Source organism: Synechococcus sp. O70.1 (assembly GCF_047462215.1).
Classification (GTDB): Bacteria; Cyanobacteriota; Cyanobacteriia; order Thermostichales; family Thermostichaceae; genus Thermostichus.
The window spans coordinates 1-24,812 of the sequence record NZ_JANSIT010000022.1 but is presented as its reverse complement, the minus strand read 5'-3'; the positions used below and the strand labels follow the sequence as shown (position 1 = coordinate 24,812).

Annotated in this window: 22 protein-coding genes and 4 pseudogenes; 6 read left to right on the top strand and 20 right to left on the bottom strand. The window is 59.2% G+C overall.

The window, feature by feature from the left end; genetic code table 11:
- A partial coding sequence (locus NW833_RS10510) for a tetratricopeptide repeat protein (RefSeq protein WP_414412435.1) occupies window positions 1-422 on the top strand: 422 nt, incomplete at its 5' end.
- 12 nt (window positions 423-434) lie between these two features.
- Here NW833_RS10510 and NW833_RS10505 read toward each other — a convergent pair.
- The 14 genes and pseudogenes from NW833_RS10505 to NW833_RS10440 all read right to left on the bottom strand — a co-directional run.
- A complete protein-coding gene (locus NW833_RS10505) occupies window positions 435-1,988 on the bottom strand; it encodes a lysostaphin resistance A-like protein (RefSeq protein WP_414412434.1) in 1,554 nt (517 codons plus the stop codon).
- Between the two features lie 67 nt (window positions 1,989-2,055).
- On the bottom strand, window positions 2,056-2,778 hold the full coding sequence (gene trmB, locus NW833_RS10500; protein ID WP_414412433.1) for a tRNA (guanosine(46)-N7)-methyltransferase TrmB: 723 nt from the start codon (window positions 2,776-2,778) through the stop codon (window positions 2,056-2,058).
- Between the two features lie 39 nt (window positions 2,779-2,817).
- On the bottom strand, window positions 2,818-3,738 hold the full coding sequence (locus NW833_RS10495) for an L-lactate dehydrogenase (RefSeq protein WP_414394376.1): 921 nt from the start codon (window positions 3,736-3,738) through the stop codon (window positions 2,818-2,820).
- Window positions 3,739-3,813: 75 nt separating this feature from the next.
- Window positions 3,814-4,656, bottom strand: a complete 843-nt coding sequence (locus tag NW833_RS10490; RefSeq protein WP_414412432.1) for an ABC transporter ATP-binding protein — start codon at window positions 4,654-4,656, stop codon at window positions 3,814-3,816.
- A 34-nt stretch (window positions 4,657-4,690) separates the two neighbouring features.
- Entirely contained in the window at window positions 4,691-6,682 is a 1,992-nt protein-coding gene (locus NW833_RS10485) for a nitrate ABC transporter ATP-binding protein (RefSeq protein ID WP_414412431.1), read from the bottom strand.
- A gap of 54 nt (window positions 6,683-6,736) precedes the next feature.
- Window positions 6,737-7,690 carry a nitrate ABC transporter permease gene (gene ntrB, locus NW833_RS10480; RefSeq protein ID WP_414393981.1) on the bottom strand — a complete coding sequence of 318 codons (954 nt, stop codon included), beginning with the start codon at window positions 7,688-7,690 and terminating at the stop codon, window positions 6,737-6,739.
- Between the two features lie 133 nt (window positions 7,691-7,823).
- The gene (locus tag NW833_RS10475; RefSeq protein WP_414412430.1) at window positions 7,824-9,146 is read right to left on the bottom strand and encodes a CmpA/NrtA family ABC transporter substrate-binding protein; all 1,323 of its coding nucleotides are present in this window, start codon (window positions 9,144-9,146) and stop codon (window positions 7,824-7,826) included.
- 32 nt (window positions 9,147-9,178) lie between these two features.
- Entirely contained in the window at window positions 9,179-10,732 is a 1,554-nt protein-coding gene (locus tag NW833_RS10470) for a ferredoxin--nitrite reductase (RefSeq protein WP_414412429.1), read from the bottom strand.
- Window positions 10,733-10,908: 176 nt separating this feature from the next.
- Window positions 10,909-11,808: an ABC transporter substrate-binding protein gene (locus NW833_RS10465; protein WP_414412428.1), complete on the bottom strand. Its 900-nt coding sequence runs from the start codon at window positions 11,806-11,808 to the stop codon at window positions 10,909-10,911.
- Between the two features lie 32 nt (window positions 11,809-11,840).
- Window positions 11,841-12,557, bottom strand: coding sequence for an energy transducer TonB (locus tag NW833_RS10460; RefSeq protein WP_414412427.1), 717 nt, complete (start codon window positions 12,555-12,557; stop codon window positions 11,841-11,843).
- A 357-nt stretch (window positions 12,558-12,914) separates the two neighbouring features.
- A complete protein-coding gene (locus NW833_RS10455) occupies window positions 12,915-13,142 on the bottom strand; it encodes a hypothetical protein (RefSeq protein ID WP_414412426.1) in 228 nt (75 codons plus the stop codon).
- A gap of 70 nt (window positions 13,143-13,212) precedes the next feature.
- Window positions 13,213-13,854, bottom strand: a pseudogene (locus tag NW833_RS10450) (RNA-guided endonuclease TnpB family protein); the annotation flags it as partial.
- A gap of 12 nt (window positions 13,855-13,866) precedes the next feature.
- Window positions 13,867-15,072 carry an RNA-guided endonuclease InsQ/TnpB family protein gene (locus tag NW833_RS10445; protein ID WP_414412425.1) on the bottom strand — a complete coding sequence of 402 codons (1,206 nt, stop codon included), beginning with the start codon at window positions 15,070-15,072 and terminating at the stop codon, window positions 13,867-13,869.
- 93 nt (window positions 15,073-15,165) lie between these two features.
- Window positions 15,166-15,822, bottom strand: a pseudogene (locus tag NW833_RS10440) (RNA-guided endonuclease TnpB family protein); the annotation flags it as partial.
- 407 nt (window positions 15,823-16,229) lie between these two features.
- Here NW833_RS10440 and NW833_RS10435 point away from each other — a divergent pair.
- Complete coding sequence (locus NW833_RS10435) at window positions 16,230-16,853, top strand: TMEM165/GDT1 family protein (RefSeq protein WP_414412424.1); 624 nt, start codon at window positions 16,230-16,232, stop codon at window positions 16,851-16,853.
- A 4-nt stretch (window positions 16,854-16,857) separates the two neighbouring features.
- Here the strand turns inward: NW833_RS10435 and NW833_RS10430 are convergent, their stop codons facing one another.
- The 3 genes from NW833_RS10430 to mgtE all read right to left on the bottom strand — a co-directional run bounded on the left by NW833_RS10430 (window position 16,858) and on the right by mgtE (window position 19,362).
- The gene (locus tag NW833_RS10430; RefSeq protein WP_414393975.1) at window positions 16,858-17,559 is read right to left on the bottom strand and encodes an MgtC/SapB family protein; all 702 of its coding nucleotides are present in this window, start codon (window positions 17,557-17,559) and stop codon (window positions 16,858-16,860) included.
- A 27-nt stretch (window positions 17,560-17,586) separates the two neighbouring features.
- Window positions 17,587-17,790: a hypothetical protein gene (locus NW833_RS10425; RefSeq protein WP_238376758.1), complete on the bottom strand. Its 204-nt coding sequence runs from the start codon at window positions 17,788-17,790 to the stop codon at window positions 17,587-17,589.
- A gap of 192 nt (window positions 17,791-17,982) precedes the next feature.
- Window positions 17,983-19,362, bottom strand: a complete 1,380-nt coding sequence (gene mgtE, locus NW833_RS10420; RefSeq protein ID WP_414412423.1) for a magnesium transporter — start codon at window positions 19,360-19,362, stop codon at window positions 17,983-17,985.
- Window positions 19,363-20,285: 923 nt separating this feature from the next.
- On the opposite strand from mgtE, the pseudogene wecB reads away from it, so the two are divergent.
- The 4 genes and pseudogenes from wecB to ftsZ all read left to right on the top strand — a co-directional run.
- A pseudogene (wecB, locus tag NW833_RS10415) lies at window positions 20,286-21,423 on the top strand (non-hydrolyzing UDP-N-acetylglucosamine 2-epimerase).
- Between the two features lie 146 nt (window positions 21,424-21,569).
- A complete protein-coding gene (locus NW833_RS10410; protein ID WP_414393973.1) occupies window positions 21,570-21,824 on the top strand; it encodes a hypothetical protein in 255 nt (84 codons plus the stop codon).
- 37 nt (window positions 21,825-21,861) lie between these two features.
- Window positions 21,862-22,143 carry a hypothetical protein gene (locus NW833_RS10405; RefSeq protein ID WP_414393971.1) on the top strand — a complete coding sequence of 94 codons (282 nt, stop codon included), beginning with the start codon at window positions 21,862-21,864 and terminating at the stop codon, window positions 22,141-22,143.
- A gap of 75 nt (window positions 22,144-22,218) precedes the next feature.
- A pseudogene (gene ftsZ / locus NW833_RS10400) lies at window positions 22,219-23,243 on the top strand (cell division protein FtsZ); the annotation flags it as partial.
- Here the strand turns inward: ftsZ and NW833_RS10395 are convergent.
- The 3 genes from NW833_RS10395 to NW833_RS10385 form a co-directional block, all read right to left on the bottom strand.
- Entirely contained in the window at window positions 23,125-23,541 is a 417-nt protein-coding gene (locus NW833_RS10395; protein WP_414412422.1) for a hypothetical protein, read from the bottom strand. The pseudogene ftsZ and the gene NW833_RS10395 sit on opposite strands and share 119 nt — an antisense overlap.
- 65 nt (window positions 23,542-23,606) lie before the next feature.
- Window positions 23,607-24,440: an ABC transporter ATP-binding protein gene (locus NW833_RS10390; protein ID WP_414412421.1), complete on the bottom strand. Its 834-nt coding sequence runs from the start codon at window positions 24,438-24,440 to the stop codon at window positions 23,607-23,609.
- The coding region (locus NW833_RS10385; RefSeq protein ID WP_414412420.1) for a FecCD family ABC transporter permease at window positions 24,437-24,812 on the bottom strand (376 nt) is incomplete at its 5' end. The genes NW833_RS10390 and NW833_RS10385, both read right to left, overlap by 4 nt.

Sequence of the window (24,812 nt, the reverse complement as noted above, 5' to 3'; positions counted from 1 at the left end):
CGTCAGATCTGGATCAGAGACAGCCCCAACCCAGTCCTGCCGAGACCCGCTTCCTGCAGGCCCTGGACATGATCGAGCGCAAGCAGTACCGGGCTGCCATCCAGTACTTAAACTTTGCCATCAGCGCCCAGCCCAACGTGGCCCGCTACTATCTGCACCGGGGTATTGCCCACCTGAAGCAGGGCAACGCCGGTATGGCCAAGGCTGACTTTCTGCAGGCCAGTCGCTTAGAACCCAACAACGCCGAGTTGATGGCCGAAGTGCGCCGCTGGCTGCAGCAGGTCACCACCCAGCAGCCGGTTCCCGTTTCCTCGGCTAGCCGTCAGACCTCCCAGCCCCAAAAAGTGGTGCCGCCCTCCCGCAAGGTAGAAAGCGGTGGCTTCTGGAGCCGCCTCTTCGGCATCTTCGGCAAGAAAAAGTAGGCCAAGCTCCCCCTAGGAAGCGCCCGCCAGCACCAGCAGCGTGACCAGGGATCCCGTGTTCCAGAGGCTGTGGAGCAGGATGGGGGCTAGCAGGTTGCGGCTGTGGCTGTACACCACCCCCAGCACTACCCCCAGCATGGTCAAGGGCAGCAAATCGGCAAGGTTGAGGTGAGCAATGGCAAAGGTGAAGGCGCTTAGAGCAATGGCAGCCCCCATCGGCAGGTAACGGCCCAGCGTCGGCAGCCAAAAGCCCCGAAACAGCACCTCCTCAAAAACGGGGGCACAGACAGAGACCACAGCTAGAAATAGCAACCGCGCCCCCCAGCCGTGGCTCTCCAAAAGCAGCGGCAAAATGGGGTTGCCGCCCCCCGCCTGCGGCAGCAGCAGTTGCGACAGCGCCGCCGCCAGCACCACCAGCGGTAGGGCCGCCCCGTAGCCGCACAGGCCCCAGAGCAGCCAAGGACCCCCCAGGCGCACCTGCAGCACTTTTTGCCAGCCTGGGTAGGCACGTAGGAGCCAGGACAATAGCCCTGCCCCCAGCAAAGCCCCAGAGTTGTAGGTGAGAAACAGGGTCGCTCCTTGGTGCCAAGGGCTAAGCTGCTGGGCTTCCAGGCCAAGGAGGGTGGTGTAGAGTCGAGGCACCAAGGCGTTGAGAAGAAGAAACCCCAGGAACCATCCCGTCAGCACTGCCTGCGCCCCGATCCCTGGCCAAGGCACCTCCCAGGGAGGACCCACAAGAGAACGTTGGCGCCAGAAGCTCCAGCCCAGCCAGCCCACTAGGAGGATCAGCCCCAGCAGCGCCCCCAGCAGGGGGATCCCGCCCACCACCGCCAGTCGGAACAAAGCTGCCAGAGCCAATTTTTCCTGCTGCTGGTTAAGGGCATTGAGGCTGTCGCCGCGCTGTTGTAGCCGGTAGAGCTGCTGCAGGGCCACCGCCTCAAACCAGCCGTCCAGGTGGTTGCGGAGGTGTACCTCGGCCTCTGGCAGGATACGCCGCGGCGTCCCCCATAGCCCCTGCAAGACCTGGGCCGCCTCCTTTTGCGGGGATTCCAACTCGAAGGGACGGCTGGGATCAACCACTTGCTGCCACTGCCGGTGGGCCGCCTCCAGATCCTCCTGGTAAGCGTAGAGCAAGCCCAGGCGCAGCCGTAGCCCGTCCAGCTCTGCCTGCAGCTCCTGGACAGACGTGAGGAGAGCGGGATCCCCTGTGGACCCTTCGCCCCTCGTCTCCAGCCCTGCCACCCGTTTCAGGCGCTGTAGGCGCTCGGCGTAGTTGTCGGCCACCTGCTGGTAGCGACTGCTAGCTACCTTGAACACCTCCTGATCCAGCAGAGCTCGGGCCAGATCCTGATAGCGAGGATCGTCAAGGGTGCGGGCAGCCTGCAGGGCAAGATCAATTTGCAACAGATCCAGCTTCGTTTGCAGCGGCGGCTGGAACCAACTGCTGGCCAACGCAAGCCCAGCAATGACAAAAGCTAGCAAACTGAGCAGGTTGAGGAGCCCCCGGCGAACAGAAAGCCAACCGAAAAAGGGATCGACAAAAGCCGTGGCTTCAGAGGGAGACATGGCAGCAACGGCAGCAACTCCAGCGGCTTATATCCTAGCTTCTCTTGGCCTCAGCCGACTGAAGGAGTCAGCGTCGCTCCAGCCAATAACGGTAGATGGGCAGCCCCAACTGCAGACACTGCCACTCCCGCTCAGTAGGAATGCCAAAGGGGTTGTCATCGAGGGGACCCTGGTAGGGATTCCAAAACTGCGGATGCTCTAGGAAACGAGCGACCATCTCCTCGGCAACTTCCTGCACGTCCGACTGCAAGAAAACAGGGCTGCCCGGTTGCAGCAGCAGCGCCAGATCCGCCACCAGTTGGGGCTGGACGATCCGCCGCTTGTGATGGCGCTTTTTAAACCAGGGATCCGGAAATTGAATGGTGACGCGGCTAAGATCCCCGGGAGCAAACAGATGCCTTAGGGAGACGTTGATGTTGGCAAACAGGAAATAGACATTGTCCAGCCCCAGCTCGTCCCGCCAGGCATTGGCCCGCTCCACCAGCGGCTGCCGAATCTCCACGCCCAAAAAGTTCCAGTCGGGCTGTTCCTGGGCCAGGCGCAGCAGAAAGCGCCCACTCCCGCTGCCGATATCCAAGTGAAAGGGCTGTCCCAGCCGCCGATACACCCGTTCCCAGTGGGGTGGGGAAGCAGGCTGTTGGTACTGAGCCTGCAGGGGGTTGACGTGTTGCCGCAGCCGTTGGCCAAGCCCCTTTTGCAGCGGGAGGTCAGCCCAGGGGGGAGAAGGAGAGCCCTCCTTGGGTTGGCTTCTAGGACTTCTAGGACTGGGCCGTTGCACTTCTGTTGCCATAAGCGCCAGCTTCGGCTCTTGCAGAGGGAACCCTCTAAGCTACCACTGGATACTGTCAATGACCTGCCGCAAGATCTGGGCCGAGCGGTGCAATTGCTGCTGCTCGCTCTCGGTAAGGGCCATGACTAGCGTGCGCTCCACCCCTTGCCGTCCAACAACCCTGGGCAAGCTAAGGCAGACCTCCGGCAGGCCGTACTCCCCCTGGGTGAGGCTGCTCACGGTTAAAACCCGCCGCTGATCCCGCACCAGCGCCTGGACAATCTGCGCCACCCCTAGGCCAATGGCATAGCTCGTGGCCCCTTTGCGGCGGATGATCTCGTAGGCGGCGTTGCGCACCTGCTCGAAAATATCCCCCAAGTGGGCGGGATCCCAGGCTGGCGAAAGCTGGCCAATTGGCGTGCCGGCGATATTGACCTTGCTCCAGACGGCCACCTCGCTATCCCCATGCTCGCCGATGATGTAGGCGTGCAGGCTGCGCGGATCCACTCCCAGCCGCTGGGCCAAAAGGTAGCGAAAGCGGGCCGTATCCAAGACCGTTCCCGACCCCATCACCTGCCCTGGCGGCAGCCCCGACAACTTCAAAGAAACATAGGTCATGACATCAACGGGGTTGCTCACCACGAGGAAGATGGCCTCTGGACAATGCTCCATCAGGGCCGGGATCAGGCTTTTGAAGATCTCGACGTTGCGGTGGACCAAATCCAAGCGGGTTTCCCCAGGCCGCTGCTTGGCCCCTGCCGTTAAAATCACCACATCAGACCCGGCGCAATCGGCCAGCTCCCCTGCCCAGATCCGCGTTGGCTCGACAAAGGGGATCCCATGCACCAGGTCCATCACTTCCCCTTCCAGCTTGGCGCGGTCGATATCGTGAAGAACCAGCTCGTCCAGCGTGTTCTGGATAACCATCGCGTAGGCACAGGCCATGCCCACTTGCCCAGCGCCGATGATGGATCCCTTCAAAAGGCGACGAGAAGCCTGCTGCTTAGCCTGCTGCTGAAGGAGCGACAGAGGTTGGTGCCCAGAGGCCGTCATGGCTTAATCCAAGACATGGGCGAAGCGACGGTAGAGAAAGTCGAGGGCAGAGTGGCGCAGCTCGTAAAACTCAGGCATTTCCATGATACGGGAGCGGATGCGCGGTCGCTCGAAAGGAATGGTCAAGATCTCGCCAATACGAGCAGCAGGGCCGTTGGTCATCATCACCACCCGGTCTGATAGATAAAGAGCCTCGTCGATGTCATGGGTAATCATCAAAACCGTGCAGCGGTGATCCCGCCAAATGGCTAGCAGCTCATCCTGGAGCTCTTCCTTGGTAATGGGATCCAAGGCCCCAAAGGGCTCGTCCAATAGCAGCACTTCAGGGCGAACGGCCAGAGCGCGCGCAATGGCCACCCTTTGCTTCATGCCGCCAGAAAGCTGCTTGGGCCGCTTGTGGGCTGCTTCGGCCAAGCCCACGAGTTCCAGGTGTTCCTGAACGATTTCCCTTTTCTCTCTGGGGGATTTATCGGGATAGACCTGATCCACCACCAGATAAACATTTTCAAAAGCTGTCAGCCAAGGCAAAAGGGAATAGTTCTGAAACACCATCATCCGATCCGGCCCTGGAGCAGTGATGGGCTGGCCCTTGAGGGTAATGGACCCGGACGTTGGAGCAGAAAACCCGGCCACCATGTTGATCAAGGTGGACTTACCGCAGCCGGAGTGGCCAATAATGCAGACGAATTCCCCGGCAGCTACTTCCAGATTGATGTTTTCCAAGGCAACAAAGGGCCCTGCCGCAGTCCAGTAGGTCTTGCCCACATTCTGAAGACGCAGAAGAGGCAGCCCTGCGGCAGAAACTGTTGAAGACGAGGGCGAGGAGGATAGGCGAGAGCGGGTCATCATGGCGTTTTCGGGTTGAGTAAGGTAACAAAAGCTAAACTTCGCTAAGCCGGTAGTTCTGCAGCTTCGGCTCCTGCCCTATGGCCACCGACTCCAGGTAGGCAATGGGATCCTCGCCATCAAAGCGGGATCCATCGCCAAAGAGCAAAGCTCCACGGTCGTGGGCCCGATCCGGCAGCCCCAGGTCTCTGGCAGCTAGGGCATAGGTCTTGTCGTCTAGCACTTGCTCGAGGACAGAAACCCAATTGCGAGGAAAAGCGCAGAGGCCCCAGCGAGCCATCTGCGTCAGGATCCAAAGGTGCTCCAATCTTTCCGGACAGGTGTTGCGCCCGTTGGCAAACTGATGGAAACCGACAATCACTTGCGATTCATCGGCAATTCCCCGCTGCAGGATGCCCCTCCACCCCGGCTGCAGATCCTCCAGGGCCACGCCCACATACTGGGGCTGAGCCAGCCACTCCAAGATCTCAGAACGGTGCTGCGGCTGATCGCAGTAGTGGCAGGCCTCCAGTAACGCCTTGACCAGGGCCACGTGGGTGCGGGGGTAGCTTTGGGCCCAGTCCTGACGCACCGCTAGCACCTTTTCAATGTGGCTAGGCAAGATTTCGGGGGTCGTGGTGACGATAAACCCCAGCCCTTCCCTAACGGCGCGGGAGTTCCAGGGTTCGTCCACGCAGTAGCCGTCGATATTGCCGGCTTTGAGGTGGGCCACCATCTGCGGGGGTGGGATCACTGTCAACGTGACGTCGCGATCCGGATCCACCCCTCCGCTGGCCAGCCAGTGCCGCAACAAGAAGTTGTGCAGGGAAGCTGGGTGAACCACCCCCAGGGTAGGGACGGCCTCTGGGGTTTGCCTTAGGTAGTTGCCAAGATCCCAGGGGCTAAAAACCCCCTGCAGCAAAAGTCGACGCCCAAAGGTAATGGCGCTGCCGCCGCGGGAGAGGGTTAACGAGGTTACCAAAGGCACCGGCACTCCCCCTACTCCCAAAGTGGACGCCAACGGGATCCCGGCCACCACCACGGCCGCATCCAGCCGACCGGAGCGGATCCCTTCCCAGATGGTCTTCCAGCCCGGCTCCCGCACCAGGGTGACCTGTTCCAGACCGTGCTTTTGAAACAGGCCTTTTTCTTGGGCCACCACCAGAGGGGCGCAGTCGTTGAGGGGCACAAAGCCAATTGCCAAGTTGACTTTTTCCAGCCCCCCCTTGGCGATGGCCACGCGGGTGAGAGTTTTCTGGCGGGCCCGCTTTTGTTGGTTGAGAAAGTGGATCATCTCCCCCCGCAGGCTGTAGTACTCGGGGTGATTCACCACTTCCAGGCGGTGGCGGGGGCGGGGAAACGGGATCCGCAAGATCTGGCCGACGCGGGCCTCAGGGCCATTGGTGAGCATCACCACTCGATCTGAAAGCAGAAGCGCCTCGTCCACATCGTGGGTCACCATGACGCAGGTGAGCTGCTCGGCCTGGGCAATCTCCATCAGTTGCTCCTGCAGGCTGCCGCGGGTAAGGGCGTCCAGGGCCCCGAACGGCTCATCCAACAGCAGCACCCTGGGGCGAATGGCCAAAGCCCGGGCAATGGCCACCCGCTGTTTCATCCCCCCCGACAGATGGGCCGGGCGCTTGTCGGCTGCCCCCTGCAGCCCCACGCGGCGGATGTGCTCTTCCACAATCTGCTTCCGCTCCGCTTTGGGAAGGGATCCCAGCACCTCGTCTACGGCTAGAGCAATGTTTTCCCGCACCGTCAGCCAGGGCAGCAGGGAATAGTTCTGAAACACCACCATGCGATCCGGCCCGGGATCCGTCACCTGCCGGCCCTCTAGGAGAACACCGCCTCGGGATGGCTTCTCTAAGCCGGCAAGGATATTGAGCAAGGTCGATTTGCCACAGCCGGAGTGGCCAATGAGCGAGACAAACTCCCCTTTTTGGATCTCTAGATGGATGTCTCTCAGGACAGGGTAGACTTCTCCATTGTCTAGGAGAAAATCTTTGTCTACATGATCAACTTCGATGTAGGGCTGGGTCTTCATAAGGCTACCTAAGGGATTCCTTGAAATGGATTGTTGGGATCAGGAAAACTTAGCCTAGTGATCTTCGCTCACCACCAGCGAGCCAATCCAAGCCGTGATGCGATCCAACAAAAGTCCAACTAGGCCAACATAGACCAAGGCCAGAATAATCTCGCTAACGCGGGAGCTATTCCAGGCATCCCAAATAAAGAATCCAATGCCCACACCGCCAATCAACATTTCCGCCGCCACAATGGCCAGCCAAGACAGGCCCACCCCAATGCGCAAGCCGGTGAAAATGTAGGGCACGGTTGCCGGGAAGACGATCTTGAAGAAATACTTCCAGCCAGACAGACGCAGAATTCTGGCCACATTGCGGTAATCCTGTGGGATCCGCTGCACGCCAGCGATGGTGTTGATCAAAATAGGCCAGAGGGCAGTGATGAAGATAACAAAAATGGCGGAAGGATTGGCATCGCGAAAGGCGGCCAAGGAAATGGGCAGCCAGGCTAAAGGTGGCACTGTGCGCAGCACCTGAAAGATGGGATCCAAGGCCTCGTAGAGCCAGCGGTTAACCCCAATGATCATGCCGCCCACGACCCCCACCAAGCCGGCCAGGGCAAACCCAATGAACACCCGCCGCAAGCTGGCCCAAATTTGCCAGAACAGCCCTTTAGCATTGCCACCATAGTCAAAAAAGGGATCTTTAATGAGGGGATCCCAAGTGTCCTGCCAAACTTGGAGAGGTGTGGGCAAGTTGGCTCCCGGCCGGCTATAGGCAATTTGCCAGAGAATGAGCAGGATTAGAATGGCCGTGGCGGGCAACAGAATGCGGCGCAGCACCTTGTAAACCTGAACCCGTTGCCGCCAAGCAAAGGTAGAGCTAGCGGGTGAACCAATGCCGGCGTTGGCCTGAAGAGCAAAACCTGGGCCAGTTTTCAGCAGCCATTGTCCTAGGCCAGCCAGTAGGGAAAGGAAGATCCGCAAGAGGTGGTAGCTCAACTTTAGGGCAGATTCGGGAAGTCTCATAGTCTACTAGGAGTGAGGTTGAAGTTAGCTTAGAGGGATCCCAAGAGAGAAGGGGTTCAACTTGAACACTCTAGGTAGAAGTTGGCGGATCCCTTCTCTCCTGGGCAGTTACCAACTCAGGCAAGTCAGCAAGTTAGGCCAGCTTCTTAATCGCCAACTTCTCCAGATAGGCGGCAGGATTTTCGGGATCGAACTTCACCCCATCGAAGAAGGTTTCCACGCCGCGGGAGGTGCTGGGGGGAATAGCAGCCTGCTGGCCAATGGCTTTGGCGGCCTCGCGCCAGAGATCTTCTCGGTTGACCTTATCCACCAAAGCTTTGGTATCGGTGTCAGCAGGCAGGTAACCCCAGCGGATGTTTTCCGTCAAGAACCAGAGATCGTGGCTCTTGAAGGGGTAGGAAGCACTATTTCGCCAGAACTTCATCAAATGGGGGCTGTTCTCAACAACCTTGCCGGTGCCGTAGTCGAAAGTGCCTTTGGCGCGGCCCAAGATATCCGCTACGGGAACCCCCAACCAGCGACGGTTGCTAATGATGCGGCACATTTCTTCTTTGTTTTCCATCTGCTCGCACCAGATCTGGGCTTCTAGGATTGCTTTCAACAGGGCCAGGGTGGCTTTCGGGTGCGCATCCACCCAGTCGGCCCGCAGGGCAAAGGCCTTTTCCGGGTGGTTGTTCCATAGCTCGCCGGTGGTGAGGGCACTATACCCCGCTTTTTGGTTCACCAGCTGGGCATTCCAAGGCTCGCCCACACAGAAAGCTTGCATGGTTTTGGACTTCATGTTGGCCACCATTTGCGGGGGCGGCACCACAATGAGGGAGACATCGCGGGTGGGATCGATCCCGCCTGCCGCCAGCCAATAGCGCATCCACATGTCGTGGGTACCGCCGGGGAAGGTCATCGCGCATTTGGGCTCTTTGCCGGCTGCTCGCAACTCGGCAAACTTAGCTTTGAGGGGGGAACTATCCAAGCCAATTTTCAGATCCCGATATTCGTTGGAAATGCTGATGCCCTGACCGTCCAGATTGAGACGGGCCAAAATGTACATAGGCACCGGCTTGCCATCGGTAACTTTGCCGGTGGTGATGAGGTAGGGCATGGGGGTGAGGATGTGTGCCCCATCGATGCCACCGGCGGCGGATCCCAGCACCAAGTTGTCGCGGGTGGTGCCCCAAGAGGCCTGCTTGACCACCTCCACGTCTTTCATGCCGTACTTGGCAAAAAACCCCTTCTCTTTGGCAATGATGAGGGGGGCAGCGTCGGTGAGGGCGATAAATCCCAGCCTGGCTCGCGTGGTTTCTGGGGTATCAGCTTGAGCTACCCAGTAGCCCTGCCCCAAGGATTGGGATTGGGCGCGGGGGATCCCAGCCGTAGCTGCTCCAGCCGCAAGGGCAGCTGCCCCAGCCAAAAACTGGCGACGGGAGATGGGAGAGGAAGTGTTGAATAGCTTAGACATCACAACCTCCAAAATTTCGAACGACGAACTGCCTAGTAGGTCATCAAGGGGGAAGCAGAGGTCTGAGCAGCCGAGGGATCACGACGCGGCCTGGCCCCGAAGTGCTCAATCAGTAGCTCCACCAAGACGGGCTTGAGGTCTTCGCAAGGGATCCCTTGGCGCACACATTCGCCCAGCTTGGCGTCTTTGCCCACTTCTCCCCCCATGTAGATGTCCACTGCCTCCACCGGCTTGCCGTCCTTGCGAACGGTGGTGCCCATGAGGCCAATATCGGCCACCTGGGGCTGGCCGCAGGAGTTGGGACAGCCTGTCCAGTGGATGCGCACTGTTTGAGGAATCTCCAGCTCGGCCTCCAGCTCTTCCATCAAGGCCACGGCGCGGTTTTTGGTCTCGATGAGGGCAAAGTTGCAAAACTGGTTGCCCGTACAGGACACCAACCCCCGCTGCAAGGGTCCCGGGTTGGGGGAGAACTTTTTCAAGAGCGGCTCTTGGAGAAGCGGCCCCACCCGCGAGTCGGGCACATTGGGGATGAGCACGTTCTGCTCCACCGTTAGCCGCAGCTCTCCGGAGCCGTACACCTCCGCCAAGCGAGCCAGCTCCCTCATCTCCGGGACGTTGAGCCGCCCGACGGGCACGTGCAGGCCTACAAAGTTAAGGCCCAGTTGCTTTTGGGCGTGTACTCCCAGCAGATCCCGCTTGTGCCAGACCACCTCGTCTTTTTCCGCCGCTCTGGGCAGAGGGTGGCCAATCTGCTGCTCCACCGCCGCCCGAAACTTCTCTAGGCCCCACTCGTCAATGAGCCACCTCAGCCGCGCCTTTTGCCGGTTGGCCCGCAGGCCGTGATCCCGATAGACCAGCAGCACCGCCTCGCATAGAGGAACCACATCGCGGGGATCTACCCAAACGTCCAGCCCGATGGCCTCGGCACAGCGGCGGGCCGAAAAAAAGCCTCCCACCAAGACGTTGAAGCCCAGCTTGCCCTCTTTGAAAGCAGGCACAAAAGCCAGGTCGTTGATCTCGGCATGCACCGAGTTGTCGCGACAACCGCAGATGGCGATGTTGAACTTGCGCGGCAGGTTGGTGAAGGAAGGGTTGCCCTCGCCGTTGTTGGTTACCATGTCCTGCACTTTGCGGGTGAGGCCACGCACGTCGATCAGCTCATCCGGGTCGATACCGGCCAGAGGGGATCCCGTGATGTTGCGCACGTTGTCCATGCCTGACTGGATGCTGGTCAGGCCCACCTCCTTGAGTTGCCGCAGAACCTGAGGCATGTCCTCAATGGGAATGCCCCGCAGTTGCAGGTTTTGCCGAGTGGTGATGTCGGCTACGCCATCTTGGCCGTAGGGGCGGAGGATCTCGGCCAACTTGCGCATTTGGCCGCTGGTCAGGATCCCATTGGGCAGGCGCAGCCGCAGCATGAACTTGCCAGGGGTGCGCTTGCGAAAGAAGATCCCCAGCCACTTGAGGCGGTGATCTCGGTCGTCTTCGGGGATGTTCTCCCAGCCCATTTGGGCAAAAGCTTCCAGCTCGTCCTTAACCGCCAGCCCATCCTTCTCGCTTTTAAGGCGTTCAAACTGGTTCGCCATGATCGCTGCCGTGGGATGAACGCCGCCTATCCTAGCGATGACGAACCATGGACTTTGGTAGTTGGCGTTACACTTCTTAACGAGCTATGCGATTTCGGCATAGCTAAGTTGTGGTTTATGCATAGGAGAGGGGGATCCCCTTTCCCCTGCTAAGAAAAACAGCGTTTACTGCCCCTCTATCCCACCTTCAAAAGAACCCTAGCCAACTGCTCGCAGGCTGCCCTGATCTTCTCCAGGGTGCCGGGATTGACCAAGCCGTAGTAGTCAAATCCATAAACTTTCCCAGTTTGGACGGCTTGCAACCGATTCCAAAAGGGGCGGGAACGGAAAAACGCCAAGGGATCCGCCGCCTCCGGGTTGACCACCAGCAGAACTTCTGGGTTGGCTTCCAGGATGCGCTCTGCCGAAAGGGTGACGTAGCCCCGAAAAGGCCCTTGGCTTTGCAAAGTAGCGGTGAGATTGTCCGCGCCAAAGCGTTCCAGCAGATCCCCGGCCCAGCTTTGCCGGTTGGGAGAAAGAATCGGCTGGGTGCCCACCAAGAGCAAGGTTTTGGGTCGAACGCGGGGCAGTTCCTGGGGCAAAAGGGATCCATACTGCCGCAGCAAGGGATCGGGATCCGCCCCCAAAGCAGCAGCCAGGGTGGCAATCGTCTCTTCCAAAGCAGCCCAACTGTCCACGCGGGTGAGGTAGGTGGGGATCCCCAGCTCCTGCAGCCGTTCTGCCAGAGCCTCGTGAAAGCCACTGGCCCCCACCACCCAGTCCGGTTGTAGGGCCACAAGCTGCTCCAGGTTGGGTTGGTTGCCCAGCCCCAGGCGGGTCAAGCCTTGGAAGCGGGGATCCTCCTCCAACAAACGACTGGCAGGGATCCCCACCAACCTATCGGGGGCCAAGCGATAGAGGATATCGGCAGTCAAGGTGGTGAGGCTGACTACCCGACGAAAAGGACTCTGTCTCGCTGACAGGAGTGGCTCCTGAGGGATCCGACCTTGGGCTTGGGCCAAACGCCCCATTCCCCAGGCCCCCACGCTGGCCAGACCAAAGGCGAGCAGTTGACGGCGAGAAAGACGAGACAGCATAGACAATCTCCAAAACCATTCCCAAACAGCAATCAATTGAGGGTGAACTGGATGGGCACCACCACCCAAGACTCGATGGGGGCGTTGTTTCTCAAGGCCGGGCTGAATTCCCACCGCTGCACCGCCTCCTGCGCTGCCCTATCCAGGGCGGGAAACCCACTGGAAGAGACAATCTCCACCTGCTGCACCTGCCCCTGGGCATTGACCTTGGCCCGCAGCAGCACCTGCCCCTGTTGGCCGAGACGGCGAGCTTGAGGAGGGTAGAGGGGCGGAGGATTGCGACCGGGGATCGGGCGGGCCAGGATGTCCGGCTGGGGGTTGGCAGCCACTGTCGGTGGGGAGGAACTGGGGGTGGCAGGTGTTGGGGCAGAGGAATGGGGTTGGGCTGCACCTATACCGCCAGGTGTCCCAGTTTCAGGATCCCTTGGCCCCAATCTGCTCTCGCTGCCGGGGGAAGGCGGAGCGGCGGCAGTCTTTACGCTGGAACGGATCCCTTGGATCAAGGGGGTAAAGCGGGGCAGAGGGGTGCTTGAGGTAACCGGGGCGGAGGTGAGTGGAGTCGCGGTAGAGGTGGGGGTAACCGCCGGAGTTGGGGTGGGCTGTTGTGGCGGAGGAGTGGGTTGCGGGATGGCTGTCGGTAATGGGGTCAGTGGAGGAGTAGGGGTGGGTTCTGGCTTTGCCGTGGGAATGGGTGTAGGGGTCGGAGTTTGCAGGGCCAGCAAAGATTCAGCTTCCGGGATGGCTGGCATCTCGATCTCTTGGGGCACAGGCTCCGGTGGGGATAGATCGTCTGCAGGGGGCGATTCCGGGGCCGGGCCGGGCGGCTCTGCTGTTGGCTCTGGTGGGAGAGATTCTATGGATTCTGAATCCGGTTCGAGCAACTGTGGCTCGGGATCCTCACAGCAAAAGCGTGACTGGGATCCGGAGTTCTGCGTCTGATCAAGGCCGGGATCCCCACCAAGCCAGCCCCAGCAGCGCCATCAGGTGCAAGAGGAGGGAAATCAACCCCTCCCGGCGCAGCGGTCGGGGATCCCTGGCTCGCAGGTGGAGGACGGTCCCCGGCGGATCTTCCCCCTCCCTGGCAAGCTGTCCAGAGGGCAGCCCAGCTATAGCCGGCCACCCAAGCCTCTTGCAGCAGCTCCTCGGCACACTCCAGCCAGCCGCTCTCTCTTGCGCCAGCCCAAAGCCAAAACGCCAACCAAGCCAGCCCCGCCTCCCAGGCCATGCCCGCCTGCTGCCAACCACCCCTGCAGTCGCCACAAAAGCTGGGGACAGGACTTCCGAAGAAGAGAGAGGGATCCCTTGGGGGTGCGGGCAGGTGGCTCGGCAAGCATCGGTTAGAGCAGGATCCAGAGTAAACACGGCCTCAGGTCTTGGCCCCTAAAACCGGGTGGAAAAAGTAAACTACCCGACCCTGACTGCTTCGCAGTACAGGGCGGGCTTAAGGCCTCCGGCCCGCTGGCGCGAACGGTAGCCCTGCAGTTGGCAAGCCAACCACGTTCGCGAAGCGAGCCGTAGGCTTGACCTCTAGGCTGGTTTACAGCAGCCCCCAAAAGCGCAATCACATTCGCACCATTCAAATCCGCATCCCCTTCCCATCCACAGTGTCCACACTTAAACTTCTTTCCACTGCGGTAGGATTGCGCAGGGTCGGGATGAATGTGCAAACACCGGTGGCAGGTCTGCGACGTGTAGGCAGGCGGAACAAGAATCAGAGCAACCCCCGCACGCAGAGCCTTGTACTCCAAAACCCGCACGCAGAGCCTTGTACTCCAAAAATTGACGGAGTTGATAAAACGCCCAACTGTTGGCCCTGCGCCGTTCGGCTTTGCTGCGCGGCTGTTGATTGACCCTTTCCCGAATCCCTGTCAAGTCTTCCAGAGCAATAGCGCTGTTTGTCGCCTTTGCCCTAGAGACAATAGCTTTGGAGATGCGGTCGCGTTAGCGGTGCGGAGCACCTTGATTGACCCACGCCTGAAAACGTCTCTCCTTGCCAGACAGCCGTTGCAACAGTTCTCTGCATCTGCGCCGCGAACTGCGTGTGCCGCTCTGAAGGACTTACGCAACACTAGACAAAACGGAACTTTGTCCAGCGCTACTGCTTTCTTCCTGCTTCAGCGACCCATAGCTAGCGGCAGAGTTTATCTCTGCCGCCCCGCCAGAGGGATCTCCACAGGCGTAACTTCCCCGCGAGCTGCAGGTAGTTAGATACCACTTGACCAGGTTGATGGTGGCGTTGAGGTCGCGGTCTAGTTCCAGGCCACACCTCTCGCAGCGAAACACCCGCTGGTGCAGTGGTATCTTCTGTCTGTGGCCACACCGTGAACACAGTTGGCTGGACGGATAAAATCTATCTGCCACCACCAACTGACAGTCGTAGAGCTGGGCCTTGTACTCTAGCTGTCTCCGAAATTCGTAAACCCCACAGTCTGACAGCGCCCCTGCTAGTTTGTGGTTCTTGAGCAGGTTTTTCACCTGCAAGTCTTCAATCACCACCACCCGATACTTCTTGGCAAGATAGCTCGTCAGTTTGTGCAGGCTATCTTGCCGGATGTCCGCCACCCGCTTATGGGCCCTAGCAAGCTGCGCTACCGCCTTCTTGCGGTTGGCGGATCCCTTTTGTTTGCGGTTCACCCGTCGTTGTAGCCTGGCCAGCCGTCGCTTGGCCCTACGGTAGGGCTTCGGATTCTCGAACACCATCCCGTCGGAACAAGTGGCCAGGTGATGGATGCCCAAGTCCACCCCCACCACGTCTCCAGTCTTCTCCACCTGCGGAGGTGGGGCTTCGTACTTGAAGGAAATGTACCACTGCCCAGCCCGCAGACTCATCACCACGTTCTTGGGGGTGGTAGTGGGGAGAATCTCCGCACAGCGCAGCCAGCCGAAGATGGGCACTTTGATGCGGTTGCCGGAAATACGGATGTTGCCCTCTAAGTAGAAGCTGTCTCGCACTCCCTTACGCTTAAAGCGGGGGAATTGGTTTAGACCTTGTCGCCAGCGCTTGACGGCCTGCTCTAGGTTGCGGAGAGCTTGCTGAGGAGCGCATTTGGAGACCTGGTAGTACCAAGGGTTTTCCTTCTTCACCTCGGCTACCAGGCGCTTGTGTAGGTCTATGGCCGTGGGTAGTTTCTGCTTGGATTCAATAGCCTGCTTGTAAATAACCAGGCCCCAGTTGTAGGCATGGCGGGCTACCCCAGCGTGCTGAGCGGCTAGGGTTTTCTGCCGGTTATTTAACTCCAGGCGAGTACGGAAACCAAGCAGCATAACCTCAGGATATCCGCGGCAACATACTTAGTTTAGTATGACTGTTTCAATCCCGCAAAGTAACCAATTGTTCAGCGGATCGGAGACCAGAAGCGTGCCCTTACTGGCTTTGCGTTGGAGTGCCGCCCTCAGCTTGGAGTAGTGGTCGCGGACTCGGTTCAACTGCTGCCCATTCCAGTTGTCCCCCTCTGACGTATGGGCGATATCCGTCCTGCCCAAGTCCACCCCGATCACCCTGTCGGTATCTTGTTGCTTGGGCGGGTTTTTCTCTACGCAAATCTGGATGTAGTAGGAGCCGTCCTTCCGCTGGACTAGGGTGGCCGATTTGGGGTTAGAACCAGCCAGCATCCCACGCTGGTAGTTGCCAATGGCTAGTTCAAAGCGCTCTCGCCCTTCAACCGTGGTCAGCGACACCGTCCAGTCTTTCTCGCGGAATGAAAAGATACGTGCGTCGTAGGTAACGAACCTACGCTTGAACTCTTTAACTGGACGGTTGCGCTGTCTCGCCACTTTGCGGGCGCCGGCCACCCGTCTGCACACCTGTTGAGCCAAGTTACTGGACAAGCCGAACCGGGCTCGAATCTCGTAGTAGCAAAGGGATTGCAGTTTGACCGCGTTGACGATCTTCTCCGGCGTGTTCTGGTTGACCCAGTTCAAGGCTTGGCCAAAAGCCTCCATCGTCGCGTCCAATTTGGCGGCTTGCGACTGGGACGCCTTGAGCTTACAGGAGACGGTCAGGACTTGGCTCATAAGTTCATTGAACTTCATCAAAGCGCATTCCTCCCAGCACTGACCCTACGGGTACAGTGCGGGGCTCCTGCGATTTCTAGCTGATATCGGCCAAGGCACAGCAAGTCTTGGGGGATCCCATTGGAGAGCTTTTCTTGAATGCTTGAATGAATGACTCCCACTGGGAGCTCAGCATGCTACCATTCAGACGGAAAGGGAGTAGTCAGGCGGCTTACCGCCCTCTGCATCGACATACTGGCTAAAAACAGCCCGGTGCAAGAGACAAAGCAAGCCCGGCAGGCTGCTTTGGTGACGAGACTTTCGCTGAGTTCACGCAGAGGTGAGCTTGGTGAGTCCGTCTGACTTTCCCAGCCTTCACCTCTAGGTGTGAACCGATTCCACACACAAGAGAGGTTGGAGGCTAAACGATGTGGGCTGGTTTTGCGTCAAGTTTGCTGTTGGTTACGGTAGCGGAGTTTGGGGATAAAACCTTTTTTACCCCCCTGATTCTGGCTATGCGACACCCGCGCCGCTGGGTTTTCTTGGGGACGTGGCTGGCTTTGGCCGTGATGACCTTGCTGGCGGTGGTGGCCGGGAAGGTGCTTTTCAAGCTGCTGCCGCCGCTGGGCGTGCGAGTGTTGTCGGCTGGGGTTTTCGCGGCTTTTGGGCTGAGAATGCTCTGGCAAGCTTACAAGATGACTCCCCAGCAGGAAAAAGAAGAAGAGGAAGAAGCCCTCAGGCTGGTGGAGCAGGCAGAAGAAAAAGGGGCGGGCCGCGGCGGTGCTTGGGCTGTGGTGTGGGAAGCCTTTAGCTTGACGGCCTTGGCCGAGTTCGGGGATAAAACCCAGATTGCCACCGTCTCCTTGGCGGCCACCCACCCGGGATTGAGTGTATGGGCAGGGGCTACCCTTGGCCATGGGCTGATGGTGGGGCTGGCGGTGGTGGGAGGTCGTTTTTTAGCAGCTCACATCTCTGAACGCGCCGTGCATTGGGTGGGGGGCGGCTTATTTCTGGTGTTTGCGTTGCTGACCGGTTGGGAGTTGGCAGGATGAGGGATCAGCCAAATTCCTGTTCGATGATCCGCCATCGGGCAGTGATCACGCCTGGCTCTAGGCTGATGCGGCTGACGACAAGTTCTAGGGCTTGGTCGTCGCGGGTCTGGGTGACTAGCTCTGCTTCGACTTTGACCAGATCGGGCTTGTCCTCCAGGTCTTCGCTGTAGAGGGCGCGCAGTTTGAGATGGGTGGGAGCTATACCCTGCAGGAGCAAGGCGCGGATGTGGGCCTCTGCTTGGCTTTTGCAGATGAACGAACACTCATAGACCAGTTCCAGTTCTGTGCCTTTCAAAGGCTGCTGGTTGATGCGGTAGCCCAGCGGACGCAGCACAACGTTGGAGATCAACACAGCTGCGGCCCCAATGGCAGCTTGGGGAATGTACCCCGATCCGGCAAAGGCTCCCACCGCGGCTGCACACCAGATGGTGGCGGCAGTGTTCAGGCCACGGACGCTGGCTCCTTCCTTAAGAATCACGCCCCCGGCCAAAAAGCCAATCCCTGATACCACTTGGGCCGCAATACGGGTCGGGCTGCTTTCATCAGGGGTGAGAACCGAGAGCATGACAAACAAAGCTGCACCCGTGGCCACCAAGGTGTTGGTGCGTAAGCCGGCCATGCGCTGCCGCCACTGTCGCTCCAGGCCAATGAGGGATCCCAGGACAAAGGCAACGGCCAAACGCAAGGTGAAGTCAATCCAGGTCATGCTCCGGTTCTCGTGAAAGGATAAAGTTTAGCCATCCTCATCTGGGATCCCAAGGGCAGTGGCTTCCTGTTGCAAGGTTTGCCAGAGGGCTTCCAGTTGAGCAAAGGCGGATTCTGGGGCCAGCTTACCACCTGTTTCTAAAGCACAGGTTATGCCCACCCGATAGGCATACTGCTGCAGCCGTGACCGAAATTGAGCAGCAGCCAAGGGAGATAGAACTTTCAAGGTCATGGCACACCTCCTAAATGTTTGCTGTAACCCTTCGTTGGTCAAAGGACACCTCGTAAAAGTGCTCTGCGCCGCCGTCGCGATGGCCTTGTGGCGAGACTCTGAAAGGCTGATTTCTCAAGAAGGGCTGGATTATTCGTTCCTGGAACGCGCTTTGCCGGTGAGGTGCCCCCTGGATCCAGCGCCGGCGCAGCCCTAGAGCTCCACTTCAACCCCGACTAGCCAAGCCACCAGGGTGAAATACACCCAGAGGCCGGTGAAGTCTTTAATGGTAGTGATAAAAGGATCCGCTCCCGGAGCGTGGTCAAAGCCCAGCTTTAACATCACCCAGGGCAAAATGGCGCCCAAGACAGCCCCCAAAGTGAGGACAATGGCCAGAGCCAAGCCCACCGCTAGACCCAATTGTGGGATCCCATTGGGTGCCCCCTGCCAGAAGTAGGCAATCACCCCAGCCGTGACCCCCAGGATCACTCCGATAATGCCACCAATGCTGGCTTCCCGCAGCAAATAGGGGAGAAACTGCCGCACGTTGATGTGGCCCCAAGCCAAGCCACGGGCAAAGATGGTCGTAGATTGGGTACCGACATTACCGCCCATATCCATGACCAAGGGGATGAAAATAGCCGCTGCCGTTACTGATTGCAACACTTCCTCAAAGGTTTCGATCACTCCCCCCACCACCATGCCGCCAATCAAGGTGATGATTAAAAACGTGATGCGCAGGCGGACGGCATACCAACGGGAGCCTTTAACCAGGCGCTCGCTCCAAACCTTGTCTCGGCTGAGCAAGTTGCCCACCCCTGCTTGGGCCAGAGCGGCGTCGGTGGCTTCTTCTTCCACCAAGTTGATGACATCTTCAAAGGTGATATCTCCCACCAAGCGTCCTTCACTGTCGACCACCGGAATGGCCGGCAAGCCGGAATCTTTGAGCAAACGAGCTGCCTGGAGATCCCGGTCGGTAACCCGAACAAAAATATCCGATCCCTCGATCAGCTCCCGAATGGGCAGGTCGGGATCCGCCTTCACCAGCCGCACGGTGCGCACCAGACCTTTGTAGAACCGCTGGTCATCGACCACAAAGATCACATCCAGCTCGTCATCCCCCAGTTGGGAGTCGCGCACACTGGCCAAAGCTGCCCCGACGGTGAGGGTATCGCGCACCGCCAAGTAGCGCAGGTTCATCAGCCGACCGGCACTGCGCTCTGGATAACCCAGCAAGATATTCACTGCTTCCCGAGCTTCTGGGCTGAGGTTGGCGATCAGCCGCTTGGTTACTTTGGCCGGCAACTCCTCAAACAGACGTACCCGCTCATCAGGTGGCAGAGCTTCTACGAGCTGGATCACTTCTGGGCTTTCCATGCTGCGAATGAGATCGGCCTGCTCTTCGGGCCGCAGATACTCAAACACTGCAATGGCTTTGTCTTTTTCCAGCAAGCGGAAAGCCAAAACCCGCTCCCGAGGTGAAATCTCCATCAACTGCTGCACCAGCTCGGCAATGGGAGCGCGGTTGGCCTCTCGCTTGGCGGCTTCCAAGGAAGCAGGGGTTAGGAGATCGCGAAGAATGTTGTGCCGCATGATAAACCTCCGAACGTTGGGGTCAGCCGGGATGAAGAGAACCAGGAGGTCAACAGCCAACCGGTGCTCCGAGGCTCACAGGGAAGCCCTGAAACCCTTGGATGGCCGCGCAGCAAGCCGTAGGTCTAGCGCCAGGCCTCCAAGCCCAGCTTGGATCGCAAGCGCCCAAGCCGATAAAAGGGACTCCAAGGGATCCCCAGGCCTGCGGAAACCCCAAAACCCACAACGGGAAAGTCAAGGGGAATCCCCTCGGAATTACTCCTGATCTCCCCTTTTCTGAACAGGGCTGTACAAACCCATTGCTCAGGTAAGGCTCTGCTCAGCTCATCTGTTCGTCGCCGACTGAGAGAGCCACCCAAGTCAAAAGCTAGCCGGGAAAACTCTCCCACCCCTTCGCGTTGGCGAAACGGGATCCTCTCAAGCGACGACAGAAGCTGTCAGCGGGGAAAAAGAAGACACCAGTAAGAGCCCAATCTTCAAGAACGTGCTTCTCGAAGACCATCCACTGGTGGCTGGCGCTACAACTACCGGAAGCGTCCATGCTGTTGAACGTTTTCCTCCAAAAAGGTTAACCGAAACAACCCGGACAGCCAGAAGAGGATCTCTTCAGCCCCCTTTAGGCTAGTTGAAGGAGTGGGATCCCGTCAACCCTTTTTCTCCAGCTCATCCGGTGAAAAATTGGTGGGGCAGCTGGAGGGGTAAGATCGGGGTGAGCAGCAATAGCCCCCTTGTGGTTCCTCTCGTCTCGACATTGCCCTCAGCCTGACTCAGCAGAGTCTACATCTCGGTGGCTTGCGACCTTGAGCAACCCACACCCTTCGCCGCCTCTGTTTTGTTAGTGGTTTTTGTTAGTGGTTTGTTGGTGGCCTTGCTTCAATGAGCTGCGCTTCCCATCTCCTATAGGTGCCGATGTCCTTGAGCTTATGGCCTCCCTTCCCCTCGTTGCCGTGATCTTGGGCACACGGCCCGAAGCCATTAAGCTGGCCCCGGTGGATCCAAGCCCTGCGTGCCAGTCCCCATCTGCGCACCGAGCCGATCTTGACCGGACAACACCGGGAAATGGTGGATCAGGTGATGCGGCTATTCGGTCTGCAAGCGGATCGGGATCTGGCGATCATGCGCCCCCGCCAAAGCTTGACGGACATCACCGAAGCCACCTTGCGGGGCCTAGAACTCTACTTTCAAGAGCAACATCCTCAACTGGTTTTGGTGCAGGGAGATACCACCACCGCCTTCGCTGCCGCCTTGGCAGCTTTTTACCACCGGATCCCGGTTGGGCATGTGGAAGCCGGACTGCGCACCGATGATCTCTACAATCCTTTCCCCGAAGAGGCCAATCGCCGCCTGATCTCCCAGTTGGCCAGCCTGCACTTTGCCCCTACCCCCCAAGCCGTTGACAACCTGAAGCGAAGCCACGTGGTGGGATCTATCCATTGCACCGGCAACACTGTCATCGACGCCCTACTGCAAGTGGCCTCCCAAGGGATCCCCTGCCCCATTCCCGGGCTGGACTGGCAGCGCTACCGTGTCCTGTTGGTTACCGTGCACCGGCGGGAAAATTGGGGGGATCCCCTAACCGCCATCGGCAAGGCTCTGCTGCAGATCTTGGCCGAGTTTCCCGATACCGCCCTTCTTTTGCCCCTCCATCCCAACCCCTTGGTGCGGGATCCCCTGCAAGCCCTGTTGGGATCCCATGAGCGGGCTTTTCTCACTGAGCCTCTGGACTATCCCCTCTGGGTGAGCGCCATGCAGCGCTGTACCCTCATCCTCAGCGACTCCGGCGGCATTCAAGAAGAGGCCTCTGCCCTGGGCAAACCGGTGCTGGTGCTGCGGCAGACCACCGAACGTCCTGAAGCGATTGCTGCCGGCACCGCCCGCCTGGTAGGCACACACCCCGAAAAGATCCTGAAGGCAGCCCGAGAATTGCTCACAGACCCACAAGCCTATGCCCGCATGGCCCAAGCCCAAAACCCCTTTGGCGATGGCACTGCCGCCCGGCAAATTCGCCACATCATCGAGCGGTGGTTTAACCCGCAAAGCCCTCGAGAAGAACAAAGTTAAGAATTAAATAAGAATCAAAGATGTATAGACCGTTACCGGGAAAACCGTTTCTTTACCTATTGCTCTCAATAAGACAATTAATTAAGATAGAAAGCCTGACTCCAATCCAATTGACCCCAGTCCAATCAAGAGCGAGGATGCAAACCATGAGCACGACTGCAACTGCCACCACCGTTGTCCAGGTGCCGATTGTGGATGCCACCCCAGAAAATGTGCAACCCTTCGGCCAACTTATAGGGGACGATGTGGCCAATCCTGGGCTGGGGATCCCCTGTTATCAGGGGCGTGTCCTGGAAGACAAAACATCGACTTTCAATACACCGGTAGAGCCGTTATCCGTACGGCTAAGATCCTGCCCGGATATCCACCTGTGCTCTGGCTGGAGCGCCACATGCGTATGACCCAGTTGTTTGTCGGCCTGGGGCAAGGCCGTTCATCATGGTGATAGCTCCTCCCAACCATCCCAAAGAAGCTCCCGATCTCGACAAAGTACAAGCCCTGCGATTCCCTGCCGGTCATGGGCTGCTGCTGCACCTCGGCACGTGGCACGATTTCCCCATTGCCTGCGAGCGCCCCGTTGTGGTGCTAACCGCCAACTCCGAAGAAGTGGTGGAAGCCCTGGCCAGCATGGAAGATGCCCACGAAATGAATCAGGGAGATGTATTCAAAATTTCCCTCCCCCAACGGCTAAAAGCGGAGATCCACCTAGAGCTGGTCTGAATGCAAGTCCGGATCCCTGAATCTCTACAGGATGCCAAAGCCTCAGTTCTACAAAGTGGCGCTCTATCAGCAGTGGGCGTTGAGTTTTGGAGCGTCAATACCGATGCGCAGGCCCTTGCCCAGTCCTCGACGGTGAACCGCTTGCAAATTGGGCAGAAGCTGACTCGAGGCTTGGGTGCAGGCGGTAACCCGGCCATTGGCCAGAAAGCTGCAGAAGAATCCAGCGAAGAAATAGCAGCAGCCATCAAAGGGGCAGATCTGGTCTTCATTGCCGCCGGCATGGGGGGAGGCACGGGCACGGGTGGAGCACCCGTCATCGCCCAAATTGCCAAAGCCAGTGGTGCCCTGACGGTGGGAGTGGTGACACGGCCCTTTTCCTTTGAGGGCAAGCGCCGCAGCAAGCAGGCCGAGGAAGGGATCCAAGCGCTGCGGGAGGCAGTTGATACCCTGATTGTAATTCCCAATAACAAGTTGCTTTCGGTGATCTCCGAGCAAACCCCTGTCCAAGAGGCTTTTCGCGTTGCGGATGATGTGCTGCGGCAGGGGGTGCGGGGCATCTCGGATATCATTCTCATTCCCGGCATGATCAATGTGGATTTTGCCGATGTGCGCAGCGTGATGGCCGATGCCGGCTCTGCCTTGATGGGAATTGGCATGGGATCCGGCAAGTCCCGCGCCCGCGAAGCCGCCATTACCGCTGTATCTTCGCCGCTTTTGGAAACCTCCATCGAAGGGGCTAAAGGTGTCCTCTTCAACATTACCGGTGGGCCGGATTTGTCCTTGCATGAGTCACGGTGGCTGCCGAGATCATCGCCGAGGCAGTGGATCCCGAGGCCAACATCATCTTCGGCACCGTCCAAGACGAGCGCATGCAGGGGGAAGTGCGCATCACGGTCATCGCCACCGGTTTCCAAGAGAAAGCCCGTCCAGCCACCATCCCTGCTGCAACCAAAGTTTCTGCCTCCAACAAGTCGGGGGTTCCTAAGCCCACTCCCACGGGCTCTGGGCTGCCGCCTCGACAGCCTCCGGAGCCTGAGCCGCCGATGTCTGGAGGCTTAGATATTCCCGAGTTCTTGCGCCGCCGACGGCCCCCTTCGTAGGGTAGGGTGAAGGTGTGCTGGTATCTTGGTGCCGGTCCCGGTCGATGACGGTAATGCTGGCAGGCAAGTCGGCCTGTAGCCGCTCCACCTCTGCCTGATCCCCCCGCTGGCGGGCAGCTTCGATTTGCGCCTCCAGCTCCCTAATCTGCTCTTGCAGGGTGGTCGGCGCAGGAGTGGCCTGGGCCAACAGCGGCGGAGTTGTCGAATCAGGGATCCGGGCATTGGGCTGAGCCTGGGACAGGGATCCCCAGCCCACTCCCAAACTCACCACCCGCCACCAACGACCGTTCACGCGCATAGCCTCTCATGCTCCTCGAAATCCACAACAGGGAAAATTCACTGCAAAACCGGACAAACCCTCCCTCAGCACCCTGACACCGGCAGGGAGAGGAGCCTTGCTGCCGCTGGAGCTGTGCTGCGCAGGGGGCAAAGCTGTGGCCCTACCGGAGTCGAGATCCACTCCACCTCCAGGCCAAACACCTGTCGCACCCGGCTGGGGGTCAACACCGCCAAGGGAGACCCCAGGGCCTGCATCTGGCCGGATCCCAGCAAGGCAATCTGCTCGCTGTAGCGAATGGCCAAATTCAGGTCGTGCAGCACCGTAACTACCGTCAGGCCCTGCTCCTGCTTCAGCCGTTGCAACAGCTCCAGCAGCTCCAGTTGGTGGCGCAGATCCAAAAAGGTGGTGGGCTCATCCAACAGCAACACCTGCGGCTCCTGCACCAAAGCCAACGCCAGAAAAGCCCGTTGCCGCTCGCCCCCCGAAAGGGTTTCCACCCGCCGCAGCGCCAGGGATCCCAGTCCTGTCTGCTCCAGAGCCCACTCCACCCGCTGCCAATCGGCCCGCGTCAACTGCCACGCCCACCAGGGCTGCTGGGGAGCACGCCCCAGCCTCACCAAATGCCGCACCGTTAGCCCTGCCTGCATCCGCTGCTGCTGCGGCAAAAGAGCCAACTGCCGGGCCACCTGCTTTGGAGTGAGTTGAGCGTGCAGATCCCGACCGCCCAAGTACACGCGCCCAGCTTGGGGAATCAGAACCCGACTCAACAGTCGCAGCACCGTCGATTTGCCGGAACCATTGGGGCCGACAATGCTCAGCCATTGCCCCTGTTGCACGCTGAAGCTCACCTGTCGCACCACCGTCCGGGATCCGTAGCCCCCGCTCAAATCCTCGACCTGCAGGATGGGCTCTCTCATCGCCCTGCCCCCTGCTGCCACAGCAGCCAGCCGAAAAAGGGAGCCCCCATCACAGCGGTGACAATCCCCACCGGCAGCTCTATCGGGCCCAAACGGCTCAGGATATCGGCGCCGCTCAGCAGGGTCGCCCCCGCCAAGGCAGAAAGGGGCAACAGCCAGCGGTAATCGGATCCCACCCCCTGCCGCACCATGTGGGGCACCACCAAACCGACAAAGCCGATCAACCCCCCCACACTGACGGCGGTTGCCGCCAGCCAAGCCGCCACCAGACCAATCACCACCCGCGTCCGCGCCAGAGGGATCCCCAAGCTCACCGCCATCTCTTCCCCCAAGCTCAGCAGGTTTAAAGCCCGCGCCTGCCCCCATCCCAAT

Coding starts and splice junctions, on each gene's coding strand:
- NW833_RS10505 (WP_414412434.1), bottom strand. CDS start 1,988: ATGTCTCCCTCTGAAGCCACGGCTTTTGTCGATCCCTTTTTCGGTTGG.
- trmB (WP_414412433.1), bottom strand. CDS start 2,778: ATGGCAACAGAAGTGCAACGGCCCAGTCCTAGAAGTCCTAGAAGCCAA.
- NW833_RS10490 (WP_414412432.1), bottom strand. CDS start 4,656: ATGACCCGCTCTCGCCTATCCTCCTCGCCCTCGTCTTCAACAGTTTCT.
- NW833_RS10485 (WP_414412431.1), bottom strand. CDS start 6,682: ATGAAGACCCAGCCCTACATCGAAGTTGATCATGTAGACAAAGATTTT.
- ntrB (WP_414393981.1), bottom strand. CDS start 7,690: ATGAGACTTCCCGAATCTGCCCTAAAGTTGAGCTACCACCTCTTGCGG.
- NW833_RS10475 (WP_414412430.1), bottom strand. CDS start 9,146: ATGTCTAAGCTATTCAACACTTCCTCTCCCATCTCCCGTCGCCAGTTT.
- NW833_RS10470 (WP_414412429.1), bottom strand. CDS start 10,732: ATGGCGAACCAGTTTGAACGCCTTAAAAGCGAGAAGGATGGGCTGGCG.
- NW833_RS10465 (WP_414412428.1), bottom strand. CDS start 11,808: ATGCTGTCTCGTCTTTCTCGCCGTCAACTGCTCGCCTTTGGTCTGGCC.
- NW833_RS10460 (WP_414412427.1), bottom strand. CDS start 12,557: ATGCCAGCCATCCCGGAAGCTGAATCTTTGCTGGCCCTGCAAACTCCG.
- NW833_RS10455 (WP_414412426.1), bottom strand. CDS start 13,142: ATGCTTGCCGAGCCACCTGCCCGCACCCCCAAGGGATCCCTCTCTCTT.
- NW833_RS10445 (WP_414412425.1), bottom strand. CDS start 15,072: ATGCTGCTTGGTTTCCGTACTCGCCTGGAGTTAAATAACCGGCAGAAA.
- NW833_RS10435 (WP_414412424.1), top strand. CDS start 16,230: ATGTGGGCTGGTTTTGCGTCAAGTTTGCTGTTGGTTACGGTAGCGGAG.
- NW833_RS10430 (WP_414393975.1), bottom strand. CDS start 17,559: ATGACCTGGATTGACTTCACCTTGCGTTTGGCCGTTGCCTTTGTCCTG.
- NW833_RS10425 (WP_238376758.1), bottom strand. CDS start 17,790: ATGACCTTGAAAGTTCTATCTCCCTTGGCTGCTGCTCAATTTCGGTCA.
- mgtE (WP_414412423.1), bottom strand. CDS start 19,362: ATGCGGCACAACATTCTTCGCGATCTCCTAACCCCTGCTTCCTTGGAA.
- NW833_RS10410 (WP_414393973.1), top strand. CDS start 21,570: ATGAGCACGACTGCAACTGCCACCACCGTTGTCCAGGTGCCGATTGTG.
- NW833_RS10405 (WP_414393971.1), top strand. CDS start 21,862: ATGGTGATAGCTCCTCCCAACCATCCCAAAGAAGCTCCCGATCTCGAC.
- NW833_RS10395 (WP_414412422.1), bottom strand. CDS start 23,541: ATGCGCGTGAACGGTCGTTGGTGGCGGGTGGTGAGTTTGGGAGTGGGC.
- NW833_RS10390 (WP_414412421.1), bottom strand. CDS start 24,440: ATGAGAGAGCCCATCCTGCAGGTCGAGGATTTGAGCGGGGGCTACGGA.